Origin of the sequence: Anaerotaenia torta (assembly GCF_050433395.1) — a bacterium.
In the GTDB taxonomy this organism is placed as follows: Bacteria; Bacillota; Clostridia; order Lachnospirales; family Lachnospiraceae; genus Mobilitalea; species Mobilitalea torta.
On record NZ_JBNPXH010000003.1, the window covers coordinates 376,959 to 396,946 of the forward strand.

A 19,988-nucleotide genomic window follows, 5' to 3' on the forward strand; every position below is an offset into this window, starting at 1 on the left:
GTAAGGAAGCAATGATATCGTTAGGAGGAAGAACATGGCGAGGAGGCGCAGTCGTTTCATTATAATTTGGCTGATTATTCTGTCCTGTGCTATAATGGCTGTTGTGGAAACGGTTCTGGCACCGGGCTATAAGATGAAATCACTGGTTAAGATTGTCCTGTTTCTCGTTTTACCAACGGTCATTTTAGGAAGAGACAGGGAACTGGCTCTGACTGATATGTTTAAAATAAAAGGAAAGAGTCTGTTAAAATCAATTCTTTTAGGAATGGCTGTCTATTGCTTCATTCTCGGAGCATATTTTACTATTGGAAATTTTTTTGATTTTTCACAGGTAGCGGAGGCAATTACCAGCTCCAGCGGAGTGAGCAGAGAGGAGTTTGTGTGGGTTGCACTTTATATCTCCTTTGTTAATTCGCTGCTGGAGGAATACTACTTTCGCGGAATTGGATTTCTAATGCTAAAGAAGGTTAGCTCCGGGCGTTTTGCGCATCTGTTCAGTGCTGCACTGTTTGCCCTATATCATATTGCAATTATGGCCAGTTGGTTTAGCATTTACCTGTTCCTTCTGTTAATCGTCAGTTTATTTGTGGCAGGGCTTATATTTAACTGGCTGAATGAAAGAAACGGAACGGTCTGCCAATCTTGGCTGGTTCATATGTTTGCCAATTTTGCGGTGAACACGGTCGGGTTTATTCTATTCGGTATTATATAATAAAGGCGTAGTGAGCATGATGCAAGATTGCTTGCGTTCTTCGATTGGAGCAGCAAGATCATGAATACTGTTTATATTCATGATATAATACGGTGAGGATAAAAAGGCGTTTGAAACGTTCTTACTATGAAAGAGACACAAAGAGGGGACACGGATTAAAACAAGAATCAGAGGTGTTCTCCGATAGGAAGAGGGTGAAAGCTATATTACCGGCAGATAGAAAGGGAACGAATTATATTTATGTAGTATTTATCTCGACCAATACGGTTATGGGGAAAATGATCCGTTTGTTTACAAGAAACCGGTACAGTCATGTTACGGTTGCCTTTGAACGGGATTTGAGCAGGATGTATTCCTTTGCCAGATATCATATTAATTCGCCGATTCTCGGGGGTTTTGTCACGGAGCAGCCGGGCAGATATCTGTATGGGGACCAGGATGTCCAGGTCAAGATCTGTGAGGTACCGGTGGAGCAGGAGGAATATGAGAGGATACGGGAGGAAGTGGAATTCTTCCGGCAGAATCGGGAGATTATGATCTATAATACGCTGAATGCTGTGCTGTCCTTGATGGGGAAGCGGCTGACCTCTGAGAATATGTATACCTGCGTGGAGTTCGCCACGCATTTGCTGCGTTATCCCGATATGATTAAGATACGGCAGCTGGAGAGACGGTTGGAGGATTATGTGGTATACACCGGGGGCCTTAGAGACACTGCTGTGTGGAAACGGGAATACGCGGATGAGGACGAATTCTTTCGGAGGCGGCAGATGATTGGTATTGCTTATGATACGGTATATCATTTCCGCAAGGTCGTAGGCAGGGTAATCCGTGCCTGAACAGTAACCCCCGGCCGTGCAAAAATATTTGGAACAGATAAATATTAAGTGGACAGGCGGTATATAAATAGGATATTATAAGGATAAATGTAATAGAGACAAAATGGGAAAGGAAGAAAAATTATGAACAAGGAATGGTCACTGGATATACTATATAAAGGGTTTCAGGACGAAGCATACCTCCAGGATAAGGCACGGCTCCAGACTCTTACGGAGGAAATTGATGCCTTCAGCGCCGGACTTGCGCAGGCAGCCGATGAAGAGGCGGCTTTGAAGAAAGCCGTTGACTATATGGAGCAATATGAGCTTCTGGCCAGCAAGCTAGGCAGTTATGTGGAGCTGAGGCAGTCGGTGAACACTGCCGACGGTGAGATTGCCAACGAGGTGAATGCCTTTGAAAAGCAGCTCAGCCTGTTCTCCAAGCCCAAGGCGGTAATTCATAAGTTTATCGCCGGAATCGAGCAGTTAGACGCTTATGTGAAGAAGAATCCAAAGCTTGCAGCGTATGAATTCTTATTTAGTGAATTGAAAAAGGAAGCAAAGCATCTGCTGAGCGATGATGTGGAGGAAGTGATCGCAAAGCTCAATATCAGTGCCGGGTCGGCCTGGAGCAGTATGCAGAGCTTTCTGACCTCTACCCTGGAGGTGGAATACCGGGATAAGATCATCACCTTCCCGGATGTCCGCAACCTGGCCTACAGTGAGGATGTGGAGGTTCGTAAGGACGCTTTTGCCGCAGAGCTGAAAGCGCTGGAGAAGGTTAAGGATGCCATCAGCTTCTCCCTCAACAGCATCAAGACCCAGGTCAACACCATCTGTGAGCTCAGAGGCTATGAATCTGCACTGGATATGACCTTAATGCAGGCAAAGATGAAGAAGGAGACCCTGGAGGCAATGCTGGAAGCTATTCGGGAGGCTCTGCCCTCCTTCCATAAATATCTGAAGCATAAAGCAAAAATCATGGGCCATGAGAAGGGACTTCCCTGGTATGATATGTTTGCTCCCATTGGTGAGACTTCCACTAAGTTTACTGCAGAAGAAGCCAAGGAATATCTTTTGAAGCATTTCAGAGGCTTTGCCGGTGATCTGGCAGATATGGCGGAGGAAGCCTTTGATAATGAATGGATTGACTTCTATCCCCGGAAAGGAAAGGTGGGAGGCGCGTTCTGCGCGAATCTTCCCTTTGTAAAGCAGAGCAGGGTTCTTACGAATTTTGACGGTTCCTTAAGTGATGTGGTTACGCTGGCTCATGAGCTGGGTCATGCTTATCACGGTCTGAATATTCAGGACCACCAGCCCCTTAACGTGGATTACAGTATGCCGGTAGCCGAGACGGCTTCCACTTTTAATGAGGCGGTTATTATGGAGGCGGTAATCAAGGAATCCACCGGCAGGGAGAAGCTTGCCCTGATTGAGAGCCAGCTTCAGGATGTGACCCAGATTATCTGTGACATCTACTCCAGATATCTGTTTGAGAGCGCGGTATTTGAGAAATGTAAGACCGGCTTCCTCTTTGCGGATGAACTGAAGGAAATCATGCTTGAGGCGCAGAAGACAGCTTACGGCGATGGGTTGGATCATGATGGCCTGCACCCTTATATGTGGGTGTTAAAGGGACATTATTACTCGGAGAATTTAAGCTTTTATAATTTCCCTTATGCCTTCGGAGGTTTGTTTGCCAGAGGTTTGTATGAAAAGTATAAGACAGAGGGAGAAGCCTTTGTTCCGAAGTATAAGGCATTGCTTCGTGCCACCACGGTAATGAGCGTGGAGGATGCCGCAAGGCAGGCCGAGATTGACCTGGAGGATCCTCAGTTCTGGAGAACCAGCCTGAGAACCGTCGAGGCACTGATTGAGGAATTTGTACAATTGGCATAAATGCTATGGTATTAGGGCCAAAAGCATGGAAGGTACCGGAGTGCGGGACCTTGCACTTTTTGGCCCTTTTCCTGTAAATAACAGAATTATGATTACAGGAACAAATTTATGTTCCTGCGGTATGGAGAAAAACAATGCATACAACGACTAACGAGAAAAGGAATGTATTCAATCGTGTCATCGATACAATTTCCGGTATCTTTGTGCCGGTCATCAATGTGCTGATGGCAGCGGCGCTTCTCAAGGGGGTGCTGCTGTTAATTGTCAATGCAGGGCTGCTGAAGGAGACCTCCGGGGCCTACCAGATCTTTTATGCGATATCGGATGGCTTTTTTCATTTCCTGCCCATCTTTTTGGCGTATACTGCTGCCCATAAGCTGAAGGCGGATCCCTTCACCGCCATGCTGCTGGCCGCGGCACTGGTATACCCGGATATTACGAATTATTTTGCAATGGGTGCCAGCCTGGACTTCTTTGGAATCAAGGTGTCTCCGGTGAGCTATCCCTCCAGCGTGATACCAATCATTCTGGCAGTCGGGATGCTGCATTATGTGGAGCTGCCCCTGGAACGGCTGCTTCCCGGAGCAGTCAAGGGCTTCTTAAAGCCGATGCTGGCATTAATGATTGTTACCCCTGCCACTTTTCTGGTCTTCGGGCCTCTGGGGGCCATGGTGGGCGGCGGTTTGTCGGCCTCATATTCCGCTCTCTACAGCCTCAGTCCGGTGGCCGCAGGTGCGATCTTTGGACTGATCTGGCAGCCCGTGGTAGTCTTTGGCCTGCACTGGGGAATCGTTCCGGTGGTACTTGACCATATCAGTACCCTGGGGCGGGATTCCTTCCTGCCCCTGTGCGGACCGGCGGTGATGGGGCAGGCTGGAGCGGCTGTGGCGGTAAGCATTCTGACAAGGAATAAAAAATTAAAATCCGTGGCCCTGTCCGGTGCCCTCACTGCCATGCTGGGCGTCACCGAGCCCGTATTATACGGAGTAACGGTTCCCTTAAAGCGTCCGATGATTGCGGCCTGTATTGCGGGAGCCATCGGAGGAGCCATTGTCGGAACCTCAGAGGCGGGGGCGGTTGCCTTTGCCTATCCCTCTCTTACAAGCCTGGTGGTGTATTTCGGGAAGGGATTTTGGACCTTAGTCTTTGCAATGGCAGCGGGTTTTATCATTAGTCTGATACTGACATTGCTGCTTAAATTTAACGAAGATTGAAGAAATAGGAAATAAAACATCACATAAAAGAGAAAAACAATCAGATACTAAGCTTGAGACAATTTGACGGAATAGATTTTAAGAGCAGGAAAGGAGCGGGCAATGAGTCTGATTGATAACCAGCATCAGCTTCCGGAAGGTCTGGGCTTTCGCCTGGCGCTGGATATGGATGCAATGAAGAATTTTGTGAATTTGCCGGACCAGAAGAAAGAGCAGTTAGTGGATTATATAAAAGGTTCGACAACAGGAGACGAGGCGAAGAACCGGGTTACGGAAGTGATTCGCAATCTCCATGACGGGTCGGCTTTTTGATGATGATGGCAGGAAGCTCTTCTGAAGGCCAAAATCATAGGTGATTCTTAAAATTCAGTCTATACAAAGATGAAAATGCTCATGAAACAGATTTATCCGGAAATGGTTTCATGGGCATTTTTAGTTCAATGATAAACAAATCCCCTTCCATTCTTGCCTCAATGGTTCCTTTTAGTTTCTCCGTCAGGGTCTTGGCAATGGTCAGTCCCAGGCCGCTGCTTTGCCCGCTTCTGGACTGATCAACGGTATAAAAGCGTTCGAAGATACGGCCCAGATCCTCCTCTGAGATACCCTCCGCATCATTGATAAATTGAAGAACACAGTGATCCCCGGTTACGAATTGCTTTATGGAGAAATTCCGCCGGGCATATTTTAAGGCATTCTGGATGAGATTATTAAGAATACGCTCCAGTTGGTTCCTGTCTGCGAGAAGGCGGCAGGGAGATTCCTCCAGAGAGATGTGAACCTGAATATGACGCTCTTCAAAGCTATGGTAGTAGGCAACAATTACTTCTTTTACCAGCCCCTGTACCAGTATCGAGGTTCGTTTTATGGGATAGTCATCAGCCTGGATACGGGAGATTTCGTAAAAATCTTGAATAAAGCTCTGCAAAACCCGGGCTCTTCTGCGAATAATGCCCAGATATTCTTCCCTTTCCTGTGCTGTTGTCTCTTCATCTTCTATTAAATCAAGATAACCCAGGATGGAGGTAAGAGGAGTCCGCAGATCATGGGAGATATTCTCAATCTCCTGGCGGATCTGCAGCTCCCTCCTCTTGTAGCGAATCCGTTCCAACTGCCTTGCCCGGTATACAACATTAATCTGCTTCAGGAGCCTTTCCAGGCTGCAGTCGATGGAAGCGGTTTTCAGCTGGCGGTTGCTTTCGGGCTGATCCTCGATCTCCTCCATATCGCCGGCTGCCCGACGGATTGCCCTATGAAGAAGGCAGAGGCGCGCAGCAAGAAATATGGATAATAAAATCAGAATAAGGCATATATATTGCATCATTGCGCACCTCCCTTGCAAATTACTATTTAATTTCCTTCCTGCGGAATACAACGTAGCCGAGGATCACAAACAGAAGCATCTGGACAACTCCGGCAATCCAATAGTAATAATATCCGGTCGCTCCCTCCCAGGGCAGAATGAGATCGGAGCTATTGAAATCCATGTTATTAATAAGATTCCAGGGCAGGATTTTAGCCAGCATCTGAAAGAACTGGAATTTCATCCCCAGCAGATTGCATACATAGGGGAATGCCAGCATCGTGGAAACAATGGCGGTAATGGCAGATCCGCTTCCCTCAAGGAGAAAGCTGAAGCAGTTGGTGACCGCAACCGCATAGAGGAAAAGCGGAAGAGCGGCTAAGACGGCCTTCAGAAGAATTTCCATCTCCGGACCATGGGAATGCTCCAGTAATCCATAGCCAGTCAGAAGATATAATCCGCAGATCACAATAAATGCGACAAAGGCATAGAGGATAGAGGAGATCAGCTTGCCAAAGTAGATATGTCCTCTGGAGATGCCATAGGAAATACTGTTCTTCATAGTGTGGTTTCCGTATTCATTGCCAAAGGCGATGGAAGTGACGGAGATGCATAGAAGGAAGACCATGGACAAAGAGGTATACAGCATCCCGAGGGAAAAGTTGGTGTTTGCATAAGGAAAATTCTTGCTGGTACCGTCAACGACAGCCAGCACAACATTGGAGCTGATCAGCAAGGCGGAACAGATCAGAATGAACAGATAGTTTCCCTTATTATGAAGCATACGGTACGTTTCGCTTTTGATATAACTAATCATGGCTGACCCCTCCTACTAATTGAATAAAGTAATTCTCCAGATTGATTTCCCGCACGGTGATGGAATTCAGTTTGAGGCCGCGGGTTACGGCCAGCTCACTGATCCGGGATGGCTCATCCAGGTATTGTGAAATATGGATGGTATAATCGGGAGTTACCTGGTAAGAGGTGCAGTTTAATTCCTTCTCTAAAAGAGCGGTCATGAACTCCGGCTGATCCACCTTCAATTCAATATAGCGGCCGCATTCTCTGGACAGAGCTTCGGCGGAGAGCTGTTTGATCATGATTCCCTGATCGATGAAACCATAGCAGGTGGCAAGGTTAGACAATTCGGGAAGGATGTGGCTGGAGATTAATATGGTTATGTTCTTCTCCTGGTTCAGCCGGATCAGAAGATTACGGATTTCAACAATACCAAAGGGGTCCAGTCCGTTAATGGGTTCATCCAGCAAAAGAAGCTCCGGTCTATTCATCAGGGCCAAAGCCAGACCGAGACGCTGCTTCATTCCCAGGGAAAAGCTCTTATACTTCTTCTTGCCGGCATGGGAGAGACCGACCTCTTCCAAAGCCTCCGCTACGCAGTGCTTTCCGGGAATACCGCGCTGTATCCGGTAGTATTCCAGGTTCTGCTCCGCCGTCATATTGATGTAAAAGCTGGGAGTCTCGATGATGGAACCAATACGCCTGCGCCCCTTGCTCAGACCTTCCGGTGAGGAAGCACCGAAGAGGGATACCTGGCCCTCATCAGCAAATGCCTGGCCGCTGATGGATCGCAGCAGGGTTGTCTTGCCGGCACCGTTTTTGCCCACAAGGCCGTAGATATCCCCCTGTTTTACGTCCAGGCTGACATTGTTTACGGCGGCTATGTGATTGTACTTTTTTGTTAGATTTGTAGTGGATAAAATGACCTCTTGCACTTTTATACTCCTTTCAAATTCACTATCATTAATTTGTTTCTTATGGCAATTATAGTGACGGAACTTTAATAAGTCTTTAATAAAGTTTAAAGAAAGTATAAAGATGCTTTACATGGTATCCATGGTAAAGCCAATTCCCCACACGGTCTTAATATAGGAAGCATCGTCATATTCCTTTATCTTTTTGCGGATATTGCTGATATGGACATTGATGGTATTGTCCTCTCCGTAATATCCGGCTTTCCAGACATCCTGGTAGAGCTGTTCCTTGGTGAAGACCCGTTCGGGAGACTGGAGCATCAATAATAGAATCTCATATTCATAGGCAGTCAGGGATATGGAATGTTCCATGACCGTTACTTTTCTTGACAAGGGACATAGGCTAAGCTGCTTAAAACGGTAGATGGTTTCCACCGGGGCTTCCTCCGTTCCCGGGTGCTTCCGGCTTCTCCTTAACAGGGCACCGATTCTGGCCAGTACTTCCTCTCGTTCAAAAGGCTTTGTGATGTAATCGTCCGCACCGTCCTTCAGGGCCTTCACCTTATCCTCCAGGCTGGTTTTGGCTGAGATCACCATAATGGGCACCTGGGACTGCCCGCGGATCTCCCGGATTAATTCTTCGCCGGCCACACCCGGCAGCATCAGATCCAGGAGAATCAGATCAAAATGATCCAGCCTGAGTTGGAGCCGGGCCTCCGTACCGGAGTAAGCAGAGACCGCCTGATACTGTTCCCGGGTCAGATATTTGCATAGAATCCGGTTGATATCCGCATCATCTTCAATCACTAATATTTTCTCAAACATAATTTTCCCCCATCCCTGTGCATCGAAATCCTGCTCTAAGCTGAAATTCTTTATTCTTATAAACGAATCTCCCGGCATTGTTTCTTCAAAAAGGGAGCGTTATATTCAACGCTCCCTGATTCGTCCGCTTTCTTATCTGGCCTTGCCCATATAGAAGAGGGCAATTGTGCCGGGGCCGGAATGGGCTCCGATGGTGGGACTGACATAGTTGATCAGAATGTTCTGGATTCCAAAGCGATCCTTTACCAGATCTGCCACAAACTGTGCGTCTTCTATACTGTCCCCGTGGCTGATGAAGATGATGTCGTTTTGTTCACTGTCCTCCGGCAGGCTGGCCTCCATCCGGTCAACCAAGGCAATCAGTGCCTTCTTACGGCCTCTTACATTGTGCAGCGGAGTGAGCCGTCCCTCGTCATCAACGTGAAGCACCGGCTTCACATTGATCAGAGTTCCGATGATGGCGGTAGCCTTGGATACTCTTCCGCCGCGATGGAGATGGTGAAGATCGTCCACAGTAAACATATGGCACAGGTTTAATTTATGCTTCTCCAGCCAGTCGGCAACCTCGTCGATGGACTGGCCGGATTCCTTAAGCTGTACGGCTTTATGCACCAGAAGCCCCTCACCGAGAGAAGCAGAGAGTGAATCGATTACAGTCACCTTGGTTCCGGGACGCTCGTCCATCAATTCCCTGGCAACCGTGGCAGCAACGGAGCAGCTTCCGCTCAGAGCGGAGGAAAAGGCGATATGGAGGATATCATAGCCTTGATCCAGAAGTCCGGTAAATATGGTTCGTGCTATCTCGGGATTTACGGCCATGGTGGTAGGCATTGCCCCGCCTCTCATTTTATCGTAAAATTCCTTTGGCGTTAAGAAGGTCTTGTCCCCATATATAACACCGTCAAACGTATAATATAAAGGCAGCAGCGAAATATTATGCTGTTGTAAATACTCCTCCGGTAAATCACTGGTGGTATCGGTAGTGATGATATACTGCTTCATGTTATTGCACCATTCCTTTCTAAATTCTTTTGGATAAACGCGCGTGAGCTGATCAGCTCATTGTGGACATTATACCATGATACCCCTATCTGTTTCAATGATATTTCCATAATTTGAGCTGTGAAAATATTCAGCAGAGATCCCGGCGGAAATACTGTCAAAAATATAGATGGAAATATCAGAGAAAAATATTGGCGGAGCTTATAATCCAACGGAATATGGATTAAGGTATAAAAAATAGAAAGCAGGATATGCTGATTACAGTGGAATTGGGAAAACAGATAATCTCGGCTTAGATTTATCGCAGATGGAACGGAGGAATCAGAATGCTGCAGACAATACAGGAGACAGCGAGAATGATGGAGATGCTGACGGAAAGCGAGCAGGAATCGGCAAGGCAGTTTGTCGCAAGGCTGGTGCAGGCGCGGCATCCGCAATTCTCAAGGCTTGCGCCGGAGGAAAGGGAGAGACTGGAGGCAATGGAGAAAGAGCCTGGTGTACAGTAAACTTGGATATTCCAAAGTTCTGGATAATTTAATTATTAGACGTGAGATTGTATCATGATAGGGTAAAGTACGCAATATATGTGTTTAAAGGACTTTATTAATATATTATTTTGCTTACAAATTTTGAGCTTGACGTACAAGATTATATAAGTACATGGGTTGTCTCGCAAACCTTTGGAAGCACTTGTCAATTACGCTATAATTTTGAAATAATAAATGGAGTGTTTGTTGAGCGACCGAAAGATTTTTATGAGTGGGGCAGAGTTGTTACAAGCAAACAGGATTTTACCTTATATCAGTCCAAGAATATGGAGGATATAGGGGTCAGTATTACAGCAGGAAGTGAGGTCACTATTGTCGGAGTGGATTTTAAAGGATGGGTATGCATTGAGGAGAACTCCTCAGGAAATAGAGGATGGCTTTATTATGAAGAACAGATTATGCCCGGGGAGTTGCCAGGCGAATATTGCATACTGCCTGACGGGACAAAAATTGAACCTTCTTTATTATTCACAGATCTGTATTATTATGGATAAATGATATCTTGTACAAATTAACGAATAAACTCAATAAGAGAAAGGAAAGTATGAATATTATAATTCTGAAATATATCATACCAGGTTAATTATGAGCAAAAAAAATCACAACACATGAGACGATAAGAAATTATCTGGAATTATAATGTTATTTTTGAGGGGACGTAATTAAATCGCGGTCCCAATCCCGGAAGTGTCATGCTGGGAAAGCTGTCATATCGAAAAAAACTCTTTTCTTATGAAAATATCTATGATATAATGGCATGAAGTTAATAGATGCTAAGGAGGCACAAGGAATGAAACATATTAAGACCTTAAACACAAGAAACCTGAAGGATACTATGAAAAAGGGCGGATGTGGAGAATGTCAGACATCCTGCCAGTCAGCATGTAAGACATCCTGTACGGTTGGCAACCAGAGCTGTGAGAACAAATAAAGAGTCAGTATATGGAGGTGTCTTAAGGAATGATACATACCTGGGACACCTTCCGCTATATGGGGCTGTCTCATAATATTTTCGCGTTCATCCGGGAAGATATTATCAGACAGTCCCATTCGTCGTGGCAATGTCGGCAGACAGTCCATAATTTTGAGGAGGAATAAATGGTACATCAATATAAAAATAACGGATACAATATAGTGCTGGATGTAAACAGCGGTATGATTCATGTGGTGGATGAGCTGGCCTATGATATCATTGCCCTGTTTGAAAAGCAGGAGCCGGAAGCGATTCTGGAAGCAATGCTGGAGAAATACTCGCAGCCGGAGAATCTGGCCCTGATTGCCGATGAGGAAGCGGAGATGGCGGAGCTTTCCGCCAATCAGGAAGCCTTGAAGGAGCTGATTCAGGGAGCCATCAGCGATGTGATGCAGCTGAAAGAGGACGGCGGCCTGTTTACAAAGGATATCTATGAAGAATACATCAAGGACTTTAAACGGCGTTCCACCGTTGTTAAGGCTCTTTGTCTGCATATCGCCCATGACTGTAACCTGGCCTGCAGGTACTGTTTTGCAGAAGAAGGGGAATACCGGGGACATCGTGAATTAATGAGCTATGAGGTGGGGAAGAAGGCGCTGGACTTCCTTATCGCCAATTCCGGCAGCCGCAGGAATCTGGAGGTGGATTTCTTCGGCGGGGAGCCTCTGATGAATTGGCAGGTAGTGAAGGATCTGGTTGCCTACGGAAGGGAGCAGGAGAGCATACATAACAAGAAATTCCGCTTTACCCTGACCACCAACGGCGTACTGCTCAGTGATGAAGTCATGGAATTTGCCAATCGTGAGATGAGCAATGTGGTGCTGAGCATCGACGGCCGTAAGGAAGTCAATGACCGCATGCGCCCCAGCCGCAACGGCAAGGGAAGCTATGAGCTGATCCTGCCCCGATTCCAGAAGCTGGCCGAAAGCCGTAACCAGATCAATTATTATGTCAGGGGAACCTTTACCCATAACAATCTGGATTTCAGCGAGGATGTGAAGCATTTGGCAGACCTGGGCTTCAAGCAGATATCCGTGGAGCCGGTGGTAGCACTGCCGGAAGAGAGCTATGCCATCCGGGAAGAGGATCTGCCGACCTTATTCGAGGAATATGACCGCCTGGCGAAGCTGATGCTGGAATATAAGAAGGAAGGGAAGGATTTTAACTTCTTCCATTTCATGATTGATCTGACGGGAGGCCCCTGCGTTGCCAAGCGTCTGTCGGGGTGCGGCTCCGGGACGGAATATCTTGCAGTAACACCTTGGGGAGACCTCTATCCCTGCCATCAGTTTGTAGGAAGAACAGAATTCCTCATGGGAAATGTAGACGATGGAATTGTGGAGACTGAGCTTCGGGAGGAGTTTAAGGTGTGCAATGTATATTCAAAGGAAAAATGCAGGAACTGCTTTGCCAAATTCTACTGCAGCGGGGGCTGTGCGGCGAATTCCCATCAATTTCACGGCAATATCAATGATGTATATGATATCGGCTGTGAATTGCAGAGGAAGCGTGTGGAGTGCGCCATTATGCTGAAGGCTGCCGCAGAGGAATAATTCTGCAATGCAGCGGAACGGAGAACGGGTGGAGAACTGGGTAATTAAAAATAAGAAAGCGGATTTTGATCGCATTGTGAAGGAGTGCGGCGTGAGTGAGGTTCTGGCACGCTGCCTTGTCAATAAAGGGCTGGAGGAGCCGGCACAGATAGAGGCCTTTCTGCATCCCAAGCTTGCTGATTTACATAATCCCTTCCTGATGAAGGAGATGGAAAAAGCCTGTCAAATCCTGCGGCAGAAAATTGCCCAGGGCAAGAGAGTGCGGATTATAGGGGACTATGATGTGGACGGTGTCATTGCAACCTATGTGCTGTACCGGAGCCTGAAGCAGCTCGGTGCTCTGGTGGATTATGAGATTCCGGACCGGATCCGGGACGGCTACGGAATGAATAACCAGATGGTGGATACTGCATATAATGAAGGGATTGATACCCTTCTGACCTGTGACAACGGAATTGTTGCCCTGGAGCAGGTGGAGCTGGCTAAGAGTCTGGGAATGACGGTTATCATTACGGACCACCACAGCCTGTTGGAGATTGCAGAACAGCCGGATCAAGAGGAAAGCGTTATAGAAGAGGCCGTTGTGGAGCAGACCGATTTGGAAAAGGCAGTTTCAGAAGCGGCGGCTGCGGAGCAGACGGTATCAGAAAGAGAAAAGTCAACTTCCGAAGATTTGTCAATCTCGGAGATGGAGATGCCGGAAGGCGGCGAGGCGGCCCGGCTTCTGGTTCCGATAAAAGACGGCAGTAAAGTTCACTGTATGGACAAGGTGCGTCTGCCTCAGGCGGATGCGGTGGTCAATCCGCACCGGCCCGATTGCAGCTATCCCTATAGCGGACTGTGCGGCGCAGCCATTGCTTACAAGCTCTGCTGTGCCCTGTTTACGTATGATAATCCGGAAAACCGGGAAGAATTGGAGCAGGAGCTGTTATCCTATACTGCAATTGCAACGGTTTGTGATGTGATGGAGCTGACGGGAGAGAACCGCGTTATTGTAAAGCATGGCCTGGAATTGCTGAAAGAAACAAAAAACAAAGGCTTGCTGGCATTGATGGAGGTAAGCGGCATTGACCGGATGCAGCTGAGCACCTTCCATCTCGGCTTCATCATCGGTCCCTGTCTCAATGCTTCCGGAAGGCTGGATACCGCGAAGAAGGGCCTTGAGCTTTTGCTGGCCGAGACGGAGGAGACCGCTCTGGCTATGGCAGAGGAGGTTCGCGGTCTGAATGAGCTTCGCAAGGAAATGACTGCCCGGAATGTGGAAAAGGCGGTGAAGCTCATTGAAGAAACCCCTTTGCAGGAAGACAAGGTTCTGGTGGTCTATCTGGAGAATTGCCACGAAAGCATCGCTGGAATCATCGCAGGGCGGATCAGGGAGCGTTATCACCGGCCGACCCTGGTGCTGACCGATGCGGAGAACGGCGTCAAGGGCTCAGGGAGATCCATCGAGCAGTATAATATGATCGAGGAGCTGAGAAAATGTCAGGACCTGTTCCTCAAGGTGGGAGGACATCCCATGGCGGCAGGTCTGTCCCTGGTGCCGGAGAATGTGGATATTCTGCGGAGGGAGCTGAATAGGAATACCGCCCTTACCTGGGAGATGCTGGTACCCAAGGTGTCCATTGATATCCATCTGCCCCTGGGATACATCAATGAGTCCCTGATCCATGAGCTGAAGCAGCTGGAGCCCTTTGGCAAAGGGAATGAAAAGCCTCTGTTTGCAGAGAAGGAGCTTCGGGTAAAATCCGCTTTCATCATTGGCAGGAACGCCAGCGGTATCCGGATGCAGCTGATTAATAAATACGGCAGGGAGATGGAAGCGATTTATTTTGGGGATGTGGATGAATTCTTTTCCCATATTGCAGCGGCCTACGGTGAAGAAGAGGCACAGAAGCTCCGCACCGGCAGAAGCCTGCAAGCCGCCCTGGCAATCACCTATTTTCCTAAAATCAATGAATATAACGGTTTCCGGAATGTGCAGCTGGTCATCCAGAATTATCGGTAGTTTCTGGAAAATGTGATGATTTTCCTGGTTTTGTGTCATTTTTAAGTAAAATTTTCAATGGATGAATGAAATATTCTTTACGAATTGTTGCAACTAGTGATATAATAAGCATCTATAAAAGAAGAATGCGGATGATGTAATAAATTGCAGGTAGGGGAACCCTAAGAAAGGCAAGGTTTTAGAATGAAGAAGGTAGAAGAGTACGTAAGAAGTATACCGGATTTTCCGGAGCCCGGAATTATATTCCGTGATGTTACCAGCGTGTTGCAGGACAGGGATGGGCTGAAGCTGGCCATTGATCAGATGCAGGAGAAGCTGGCAGGAGTTGAGTTCGATGTGATTGCGGGGCCGGAATCCAGGGGATTTATTTTTGGCGTTCCCATTGCTTATAATTTGAATAAAGCCTTTGTGCCGGTGCGTAAGAAGGGGAAGCTGCCCTGCGAGACCGTTTCCATGGATTATGACCTGGAGTATGGCAAGGCAACCATCGAGATGCACCGGGATGCCATTAAGCCGGGGCAGAAGGTAGTGATCATCGATGACCTGATTGCCACAGGCGGCACCATTGAAGCCATTACCAAGCTGGTGGAGATGCTTGGGGGCGAAGTGGTGAAGATTGTATTCCTCATGGAGTTAATGGGCTTAAATGGCCGGAAGAGGCTGGCCCAGTACGATGTGGATGCCGTGATACAGTATGAGGGACACTAAATAAAATAGTATGTTATTATTGAAATAAATGAATCAGCCTCATTGGCTCTGCAGGGAAGGGTGGTGATAATCATGGAAGAATTCAAGGAAGTAACAGGGAAAGAAGAGACGATCGCGTCGGTAACGCTCAAGGCACCGGCTGATTTTACTGCGCCGGAAGCCCTGTATCAGAAGCTGATTGATAAGATCCGAAGCTATCACCCTTCCGCGGATATTTCCATGGTGGAGAAGGCATACCGTCTGGCGGGAGACGCCCACAAGGACCAGTTCCGCAAGTCAGGTGAGCCCTATATCATCCATCCTCTGTGCGTTGCCAACATTCTGGCGGAGCTGGAGCTGGATAAGGAGACCATAGTCGCCGGAATTCTGCATGATGTTGTGGAAGATACGGATTTTACCATAGCCCAGATTACCACTATGTTCTCGGAGGAAATTGCGCTGCTGGTGGATGGTGTTACCAAACTGACCAAGTTAAATTACGACATGGATAAGGTGGAGCTGCAGGCGGAGAATCTGAGAAAAATGTTCCTGGCTATGGCGAAGGATATTCGTGTTATTTTGATTAAGCTGGCAGACCGCCTTCACAATATGCGGACCTTGAAATACAAGGAGCCTTACAAGCAGCGGGAGACGGCCCGGGAGACCATGGATATCTATGCTCCCATTGCCCAGCGTCTCGGTATCTCCAAGATCAAGATAGAGCTGGACGATCTGAGCCTGAAGTATCTGGAGCCGGAGGTTTATAAGGAGCTGGCAGAGAAGATTTCCATTAAGAAAAGCGAGCGCCAGGCATATATTGATGATATCGTTAGCGATGTCCGCAGCCATATCGAGGAGGCCGGGATTTCGGCTAAGATTGACGGGCGGATTAAGCATTTCTTCAGCATTTACAAGAAGATGGTGAACCAGGATAAGACCCTGGACCAGATCTATGATTTATTTGCGGTTCGGATTATCGTAGATTCCTTAAAGGATTGCTATGCGGCGCTGGGGGTAATTCATGAGATGTATAAGCCTATTCCGGGGCGTTTTAAGGATTACATCGCCATGCCCAAGCCCAATATGTACCAGTCCCTTCATACGACACTGATCGGCCCGAAGGGTGCGCCTTTTGAGATACAGATCCGCACCTATGACATGCACCGCACCGCAGAATACGGTATTGCCGCCCACTGGAAATACAAGGAGGGGCAGGATGGCAAGGCAGGAACCGCCAATTCCGAGGAAGAGAAGCTGACCTGGCTTCGTCAGGTTCTGGAGTGGCAGCGGGACATGTCGGATAATAAGGAATTCTTAAGTCTGATTAAGAATGATTTTGATTTGTTTTCGGAAAGCGTATATGCATTTACGCCTACCGGGGACGTTAAGACTCTGCCCACCGGTTCCAATCCCATTGATTTTGCTTATGCCATTCACAGCGCGGTAGGCAATAAGATGGTAGGCGCCAGGGTGAATGGGAAGCTGGAGCCCATCGACTATGTGATTCAGAACGGCGACCGGATTGAGATTATCACCTCCCAGAACTCCAGAGGGCCCAGCCGCGACTGGCTTTCCATTGTAAAGAGCACCCAGGCGAAGAATAAGATTAACCAGTGGTTTAAGACCGAGTTAAAGGAAGACAATATCAATAAAGGGAAGGAAATGATTTCTTCCTATTGCAAGACCAAGAGCATTGTTCTCAGTGATTTGCTGAAGCCGGAATTTATGAATATTGTCATGCGCAAATACGGCTTCCGTGACTGGGATTCCGTTCTGGCAGCCGTGGGCCACGGCGGCTTGAAGGAAGGCCAGATTGTGAATAAGCTTCTGGAAGAATATAATAAAAAGAACAAGAAGAACATCACGGATAAGAATATCCTGGAAGCGGTTCAGGAGATCAAGGAACGGATTCCGCAGAAGAAATCCAAAAGCGGTATTGTGGTAGAGGGTATCCATGATCTGGCGGTTCGTTTTTCCCGCTGCTGCAGCCCGGTACCCGGAGATGAGATCGTAGGCTTTGTAACCCGCGGCAGAGGGGTGTCCATTCACCGGACGGATTGTATCAACGTGATTAACCTCCCGGAGGAGGACAGGGCAAGACTCATCGATGCGGAATGGAATATAGCGGCGGACGGCAAGGACAGCGGCGGTGTGTACAGTGCCGAGATCCGAATTTATGCCAATAACCGTACCGGCGTTCTTGTGGATATCTCCAAGGTGCTGACGGAGAACAAGATTGATGTGACCTCGATGAATGTCAGAACCAGCAAGCAGGGGAAGGCAACCATCAGCATCGGTTTTGATATTAACGGCAAGGAACAGCTGAATGAGATTATTGCGAAGATCAGAAATGTGGAGAGCATATTGGATATTGAGCGCACAGCCGGTTAGCAAAGACCCGCGGAGAATGGCGGGCAAAGATTCGTTGAAAATAATGAATCTCGGGAGGTTCAAATGAACAGTTTTAATTTAAAGACCCTGGTTCTGGGCATGGTACAGACGAATTGCTATATCATCGATAACCAGGAAACAAAGGAAGCTATTGTAATTGACCCGGCGGATCAGGCCGACAGAATAGAACAGTATTTGAAGGCAAATGACCTTGTGTGCAAAGGAATCGTTCTCACACATGGTCATTTTGACCATATTTTAGCCGCACGGGAGCTGGCGTCCGCTACCTCGGCACCGATTCATGCATCGGAACAAGAGGCGGAGCTTCTGGCGGATCCCCGTAGGAATGTTTCTTCCCAGATTCGCAGGGAATGTACGCTGGTACCGGAGGTACTGCTGACGGATGACCAGGTTCTGCAGCTGGCGGGCTTTACCATACGGGTAATCCACACGCCAGGGCATACGGCGGGAGGAGTATGCTATTATTTCCCTAAGCATGAATTATTGTTCAGCGGGGATACTCTCTTTCGGGAGAGCATTGGAAGGACGGATCTGCCTACGGGAGACAGCAGGCAGCTGATTGCGTCCATTCAGCAAAAGCTCATGCCGCTGGAGGATTCCGTGATGGTGTATCCGGGTCATGGGCGGGCGACCACCATCGGATATGAGAGAGAGAATAATGTATATCTGAATGGCAGCTGGACGGATTGGGAGTAAACAAAGGTACAGGTAGAAGAATGATAAAAGTAATATTGTCAGATAGAGCATATATTGCCGGCGGTGCATCCATTCCCGGGAATGTAAGTGAAAATGATGTATATCCTTTAGTAAAGGCTTTTTATCCCGAAGAGACCGTCAAGGTTTATTCTCCGGAAGAATCCCCTGCTATAGGGGATTCTTCCGGAGAAGAGAGAAGGCATCCGGGCCGTTATGGAGAAGAAAATGAGCATTTGGTGAGCCGGGTTCCGGAAGAGATGTTCCGGCCGGGAGCCGGAATCGATCTGATTAAGATATGTTTCTGGTTCGGGGAGATGGGGATAAGTCTTACAGGGAAGAACGGAGGCTGTCTGGAGGAGCATCAGCCGATGCCGGAGAGGTTCTCCAAAGCCGAATATAAAAACAGTATGAAGCGTTTCCTATACCGGATGCTGTCCAAAGAGACAGGCAGGAGTCTGCCCTGGGGGATACTGACGGGAATCCGGCCCACCAAGCTGGTCTATGAGATGCTGAAGCAGGGAGAGACAGAGCATGGGATCTATGAGCAGATGCGCAGGGAGTATCTCTGCACTGACAGCAAGATTGCCCTGAGCATGGAGATTGCAGGACGGGAGATGGCGCTTCTGGATGCGCTGGAATATCAGAGAGGATACAGTATCTACATCGGAATACCCTTTTGTCCCAGCACCTGTCTCTATTGTTCCTTTCCCTCGTATTCCGTCACAAAGTATGCCGATACTGTGGATAAGTACCTGGAGGCGCTGGAGAAGGAGGTTTCTGCTTTTGCAGATGCTTTCCCGGAGAGAGAACTTCAGACCGTATATCTGGGAGGGGGAACCCCTACGACCTTGAGCGCGGAGCAATTGGACCGCCTGTTGGGGCAGGTGAAGGAACTCTATGATTTCTCCGGAGTAAGAGAATTCTGTGTGGAAGCAGGGAGACCGGACAGCATAACCCCGGAGAAGCTGAAGGTGCTGAAGAAATGGGGTGTGAACCGGATCTCCATTAATCCTCAGAGCATGAGCCAGAAGACCCTGGATCTTATCGGCAGGAAGCATACCGTGGAGCAGGTGGAGGAGGCGTTCCTTTTGGCCCGGGAAGCGGGACATGATAATATTAACATGGATATTATAATCGGATTGCCGGGAGAGGACCCGGAGGATGTGGCAAATACCCTCCGCCGGATTAAGGAATTGAATCCCGACAGCCTGACGGTCCATACCCTGGCGGTAAAGCGTGCAGCCAGGCTGAATCTGGAGAAGGAAGCATATTCGGACTGCCCCGCGGTTCAGGTCTCCCGGATGCTGGAGCAGACGGAGGAGTATGCGAAGAAGAACGGCTATGTTCCTTATTATCTCTACCGTCAGAAGAACATGGCGGATAATCTGGAGAATGTGGGGTATGCCAGGCCCGGCAGGGAGGGAATCTATAATATTCTCATCATGGAGGAGAAGCAGACCATCCTGGCCTTTGGTGCAGGAGGGATGTCCAAATTCATCTTTCCGGAGGAGAACCGCCTGGAGCGGGTAGACAATGTAAAAAGCATTACAGATTACATCGGCAGAATTGATGAACTGATTGAAAAAAAGAAGAATTTTATAGAAGAGAACCGGTCAAAGCTGTCATAGAAGG

Annotated in this window: 19 protein-coding genes; 14 read left to right on the forward strand and 5 right to left on the reverse strand. The window is 48.0% G+C overall.

Translation table 11 applies throughout. The features are described 5' to 3' along the window. The first annotated feature begins 34 nt into the window (after nucleotides 1–34). The 5 genes from HNQ56_RS07620 (at nucleotide 35) to HNQ56_RS07640 (ending at nucleotide 4,955) form a co-directional block, all read left to right on the forward strand. Nucleotides 35–712, forward strand: coding sequence for a CPBP family intramembrane glutamic endopeptidase (locus tag HNQ56_RS07620; RefSeq protein WP_429144299.1), 678 nt, complete (start codon nucleotides 35–37; stop codon nucleotides 710–712). 194 nt (nucleotides 713–906) lie between these two features. After that, nucleotides 907–1,551 carry a hypothetical protein gene (locus HNQ56_RS07625; protein WP_429144301.1) on the forward strand — a complete coding sequence of 215 codons (645 nt, stop codon included), beginning with the start codon at nucleotides 907–909 and terminating at the stop codon, nucleotides 1,549–1,551. Nucleotides 1,552–1,674: 123 nt separating this feature from the next. Then, entirely contained in the window at nucleotides 1,675–3,429 is a 1,755-nt protein-coding gene (locus HNQ56_RS07630; protein ID WP_429144302.1) for a M3 family oligoendopeptidase, read from the forward strand. Nucleotides 3,430–3,563: 134 nt separating this feature from the next. After that, entirely contained in the window at nucleotides 3,564–4,643 is a 1,080-nt protein-coding gene (locus HNQ56_RS07635; RefSeq protein WP_429144304.1) for a PTS transporter subunit EIIC, read from the forward strand. A gap of 102 nt (nucleotides 4,644–4,745) precedes the next feature. After that, on the forward strand, nucleotides 4,746–4,955 hold the full coding sequence (locus HNQ56_RS07640; RefSeq protein ID WP_429144305.1) for a hypothetical protein: 210 nt from the start codon (nucleotides 4,746–4,748) through the stop codon (nucleotides 4,953–4,955). Nucleotides 4,956–5,034: 79 nt separating this feature from the next. Here HNQ56_RS07640 and HNQ56_RS07645 read toward each other — a convergent pair whose 3' ends face one another. The 5 genes from HNQ56_RS07645 to HNQ56_RS07665 form a co-directional block, all read right to left on the reverse strand. After that, a complete protein-coding gene (locus tag HNQ56_RS07645; RefSeq protein ID WP_429144307.1) occupies nucleotides 5,035–5,964 on the reverse strand; it encodes a sensor histidine kinase in 930 nt (309 codons plus the stop codon). A gap of 22 nt (nucleotides 5,965–5,986) precedes the next feature. Beyond that, nucleotides 5,987–6,760 (reverse strand): DUF2705 family protein, encoded by a 774-nt coding sequence (locus tag HNQ56_RS07650; protein WP_429144309.1) that lies wholly within the window; start codon nucleotides 6,758–6,760, stop codon nucleotides 5,987–5,989. Next, nucleotides 6,753–7,676 carry an ATP-binding cassette domain-containing protein gene (locus HNQ56_RS07655; RefSeq protein ID WP_429144311.1) on the reverse strand — a complete coding sequence of 308 codons (924 nt, stop codon included), beginning with the start codon at nucleotides 7,674–7,676 and terminating at the stop codon, nucleotides 6,753–6,755. The genes HNQ56_RS07650 and HNQ56_RS07655 overlap by 8 nt, the downstream gene beginning before the upstream one ends. 108 nt (nucleotides 7,677–7,784) lie before the next feature. After that, nucleotides 7,785–8,480, reverse strand: a complete 696-nt coding sequence (locus HNQ56_RS07660) for a response regulator transcription factor (protein WP_429144313.1) — start codon at nucleotides 8,478–8,480, stop codon at nucleotides 7,785–7,787. Nucleotides 8,481–8,612: 132 nt separating this feature from the next. Further along, nucleotides 8,613–9,482, reverse strand: a complete 870-nt coding sequence (locus tag HNQ56_RS07665) for a DegV family protein (protein ID WP_429144315.1) — start codon at nucleotides 9,480–9,482, stop codon at nucleotides 8,613–8,615. Between the two features lie 326 nt (nucleotides 9,483–9,808). Between HNQ56_RS07665 and HNQ56_RS07670 the strand changes: the two genes are divergently transcribed. From HNQ56_RS07670 to hemZ, 9 genes are all read left to right on the forward strand, one after another. Beyond that, nucleotides 9,809–9,988, forward strand: a complete 180-nt coding sequence (locus HNQ56_RS07670; RefSeq protein WP_429144317.1) for a hypothetical protein — start codon at nucleotides 9,809–9,811, stop codon at nucleotides 9,986–9,988. A gap of 308 nt (nucleotides 9,989–10,296) precedes the next feature. Next, nucleotides 10,297–10,524, forward strand: coding sequence for a hypothetical protein (locus HNQ56_RS07675; protein ID WP_429144319.1), 228 nt, complete (start codon nucleotides 10,297–10,299; stop codon nucleotides 10,522–10,524). A 296-nt stretch (nucleotides 10,525–10,820) separates the two neighbouring features. After that, the gene (scfA, locus tag HNQ56_RS07680) at nucleotides 10,821–10,961 is read left to right on the forward strand and encodes a six-cysteine ranthipeptide SCIFF (RefSeq protein ID WP_429144321.1); all 141 of its coding nucleotides are present in this window, start codon (nucleotides 10,821–10,823) and stop codon (nucleotides 10,959–10,961) included. Nucleotides 10,962–11,128: 167 nt separating this feature from the next. Continuing rightward, nucleotides 11,129–12,556, forward strand: a complete 1,428-nt coding sequence (scfB, locus tag HNQ56_RS07685) for a thioether cross-link-forming SCIFF peptide maturase (RefSeq protein ID WP_429144323.1) — start codon at nucleotides 11,129–11,131, stop codon at nucleotides 12,554–12,556. A 7-nt stretch (nucleotides 12,557–12,563) separates the two neighbouring features. Then, entirely contained in the window at nucleotides 12,564–14,561 is a 1,998-nt protein-coding gene (locus HNQ56_RS07690; protein WP_429144325.1) for a single-stranded-DNA-specific exonuclease RecJ, read from the forward strand. A gap of 183 nt (nucleotides 14,562–14,744) precedes the next feature. Continuing rightward, nucleotides 14,745–15,269, forward strand: coding sequence for an adenine phosphoribosyltransferase (locus tag HNQ56_RS07695; protein WP_429144326.1), 525 nt, complete (start codon nucleotides 14,745–14,747; stop codon nucleotides 15,267–15,269). Nucleotides 15,270–15,341: 72 nt separating this feature from the next. After that, the gene (locus tag HNQ56_RS07700) at nucleotides 15,342–17,639 is read left to right on the forward strand and encodes a RelA/SpoT family protein (RefSeq protein ID WP_429144328.1); all 2,298 of its coding nucleotides are present in this window, start codon (nucleotides 15,342–15,344) and stop codon (nucleotides 17,637–17,639) included. Between the two features lie 63 nt (nucleotides 17,640–17,702). Then, complete coding sequence (locus tag HNQ56_RS07705; protein ID WP_429144330.1) at nucleotides 17,703–18,356, forward strand: MBL fold metallo-hydrolase; 654 nt, start codon at nucleotides 17,703–17,705, stop codon at nucleotides 18,354–18,356. Between the two features lie 20 nt (nucleotides 18,357–18,376). Then, complete coding sequence (hemZ, locus tag HNQ56_RS07710; protein WP_429144332.1) at nucleotides 18,377–19,984, forward strand: coproporphyrinogen dehydrogenase HemZ; 1,608 nt, start codon at nucleotides 18,377–18,379, stop codon at nucleotides 19,982–19,984. Nucleotides 19,985–19,988 lie beyond the last annotated feature (4 nt).

Bases quoted from the DNA above. Each gene is read 5' to 3' on its own strand.
- HNQ56_RS07645 (WP_429144307.1), bottom strand. From the start codon at position 5,964: ATGATGCAATATATATGCCTTATTCTGATTTTATTATCCATATTTCTT.
- HNQ56_RS07630 (WP_429144302.1), top strand. From the start codon at position 1,675: ATGAACAAGGAATGGTCACTGGATATACTATATAAAGGGTTTCAGGAC.
- HNQ56_RS07675 (WP_429144319.1), top strand. From the start codon at position 10,297: ATGGAGGATATAGGGGTCAGTATTACAGCAGGAAGTGAGGTCACTATT.
- HNQ56_RS07620 (WP_429144299.1), top strand. From the start codon at position 35: ATGGCGAGGAGGCGCAGTCGTTTCATTATAATTTGGCTGATTATTCTG.
- scfB (WP_429144323.1), top strand. From the start codon at position 11,129: ATGGTACATCAATATAAAAATAACGGATACAATATAGTGCTGGATGTA.
- HNQ56_RS07670 (WP_429144317.1), top strand. From the start codon at position 9,809: ATGCTGCAGACAATACAGGAGACAGCGAGAATGATGGAGATGCTGACG.
- HNQ56_RS07695 (WP_429144326.1), top strand. From the start codon at position 14,745: ATGAAGAAGGTAGAAGAGTACGTAAGAAGTATACCGGATTTTCCGGAG.
- HNQ56_RS07640 (WP_429144305.1), top strand. From the start codon at position 4,746: ATGAGTCTGATTGATAACCAGCATCAGCTTCCGGAAGGTCTGGGCTTT.
- HNQ56_RS07690 (WP_429144325.1), top strand. From the start codon at position 12,564: ATGCAGCGGAACGGAGAACGGGTGGAGAACTGGGTAATTAAAAATAAG.
- HNQ56_RS07700 (WP_429144328.1), top strand. From the start codon at position 15,342: ATGGAAGAATTCAAGGAAGTAACAGGGAAAGAAGAGACGATCGCGTCG.
- HNQ56_RS07665 (WP_429144315.1), bottom strand. From the start codon at position 9,482: ATGAAGCAGTATATCATCACTACCGATACCACCAGTGATTTACCGGAG.
- scfA (WP_429144321.1), top strand. From the start codon at position 10,821: ATGAAACATATTAAGACCTTAAACACAAGAAACCTGAAGGATACTATG.
- hemZ (WP_429144332.1), top strand. From the start codon at position 18,377: ATGATAAAAGTAATATTGTCAGATAGAGCATATATTGCCGGCGGTGCA.
- HNQ56_RS07705 (WP_429144330.1), top strand. From the start codon at position 17,703: ATGAACAGTTTTAATTTAAAGACCCTGGTTCTGGGCATGGTACAGACG.
- HNQ56_RS07635 (WP_429144304.1), top strand. From the start codon at position 3,564: ATGCATACAACGACTAACGAGAAAAGGAATGTATTCAATCGTGTCATC.
- HNQ56_RS07660 (WP_429144313.1), bottom strand. From the start codon at position 8,480: ATGTTTGAGAAAATATTAGTGATTGAAGATGATGCGGATATCAACCGG.
- HNQ56_RS07650 (WP_429144309.1), bottom strand. From the start codon at position 6,760: ATGATTAGTTATATCAAAAGCGAAACGTACCGTATGCTTCATAATAAG.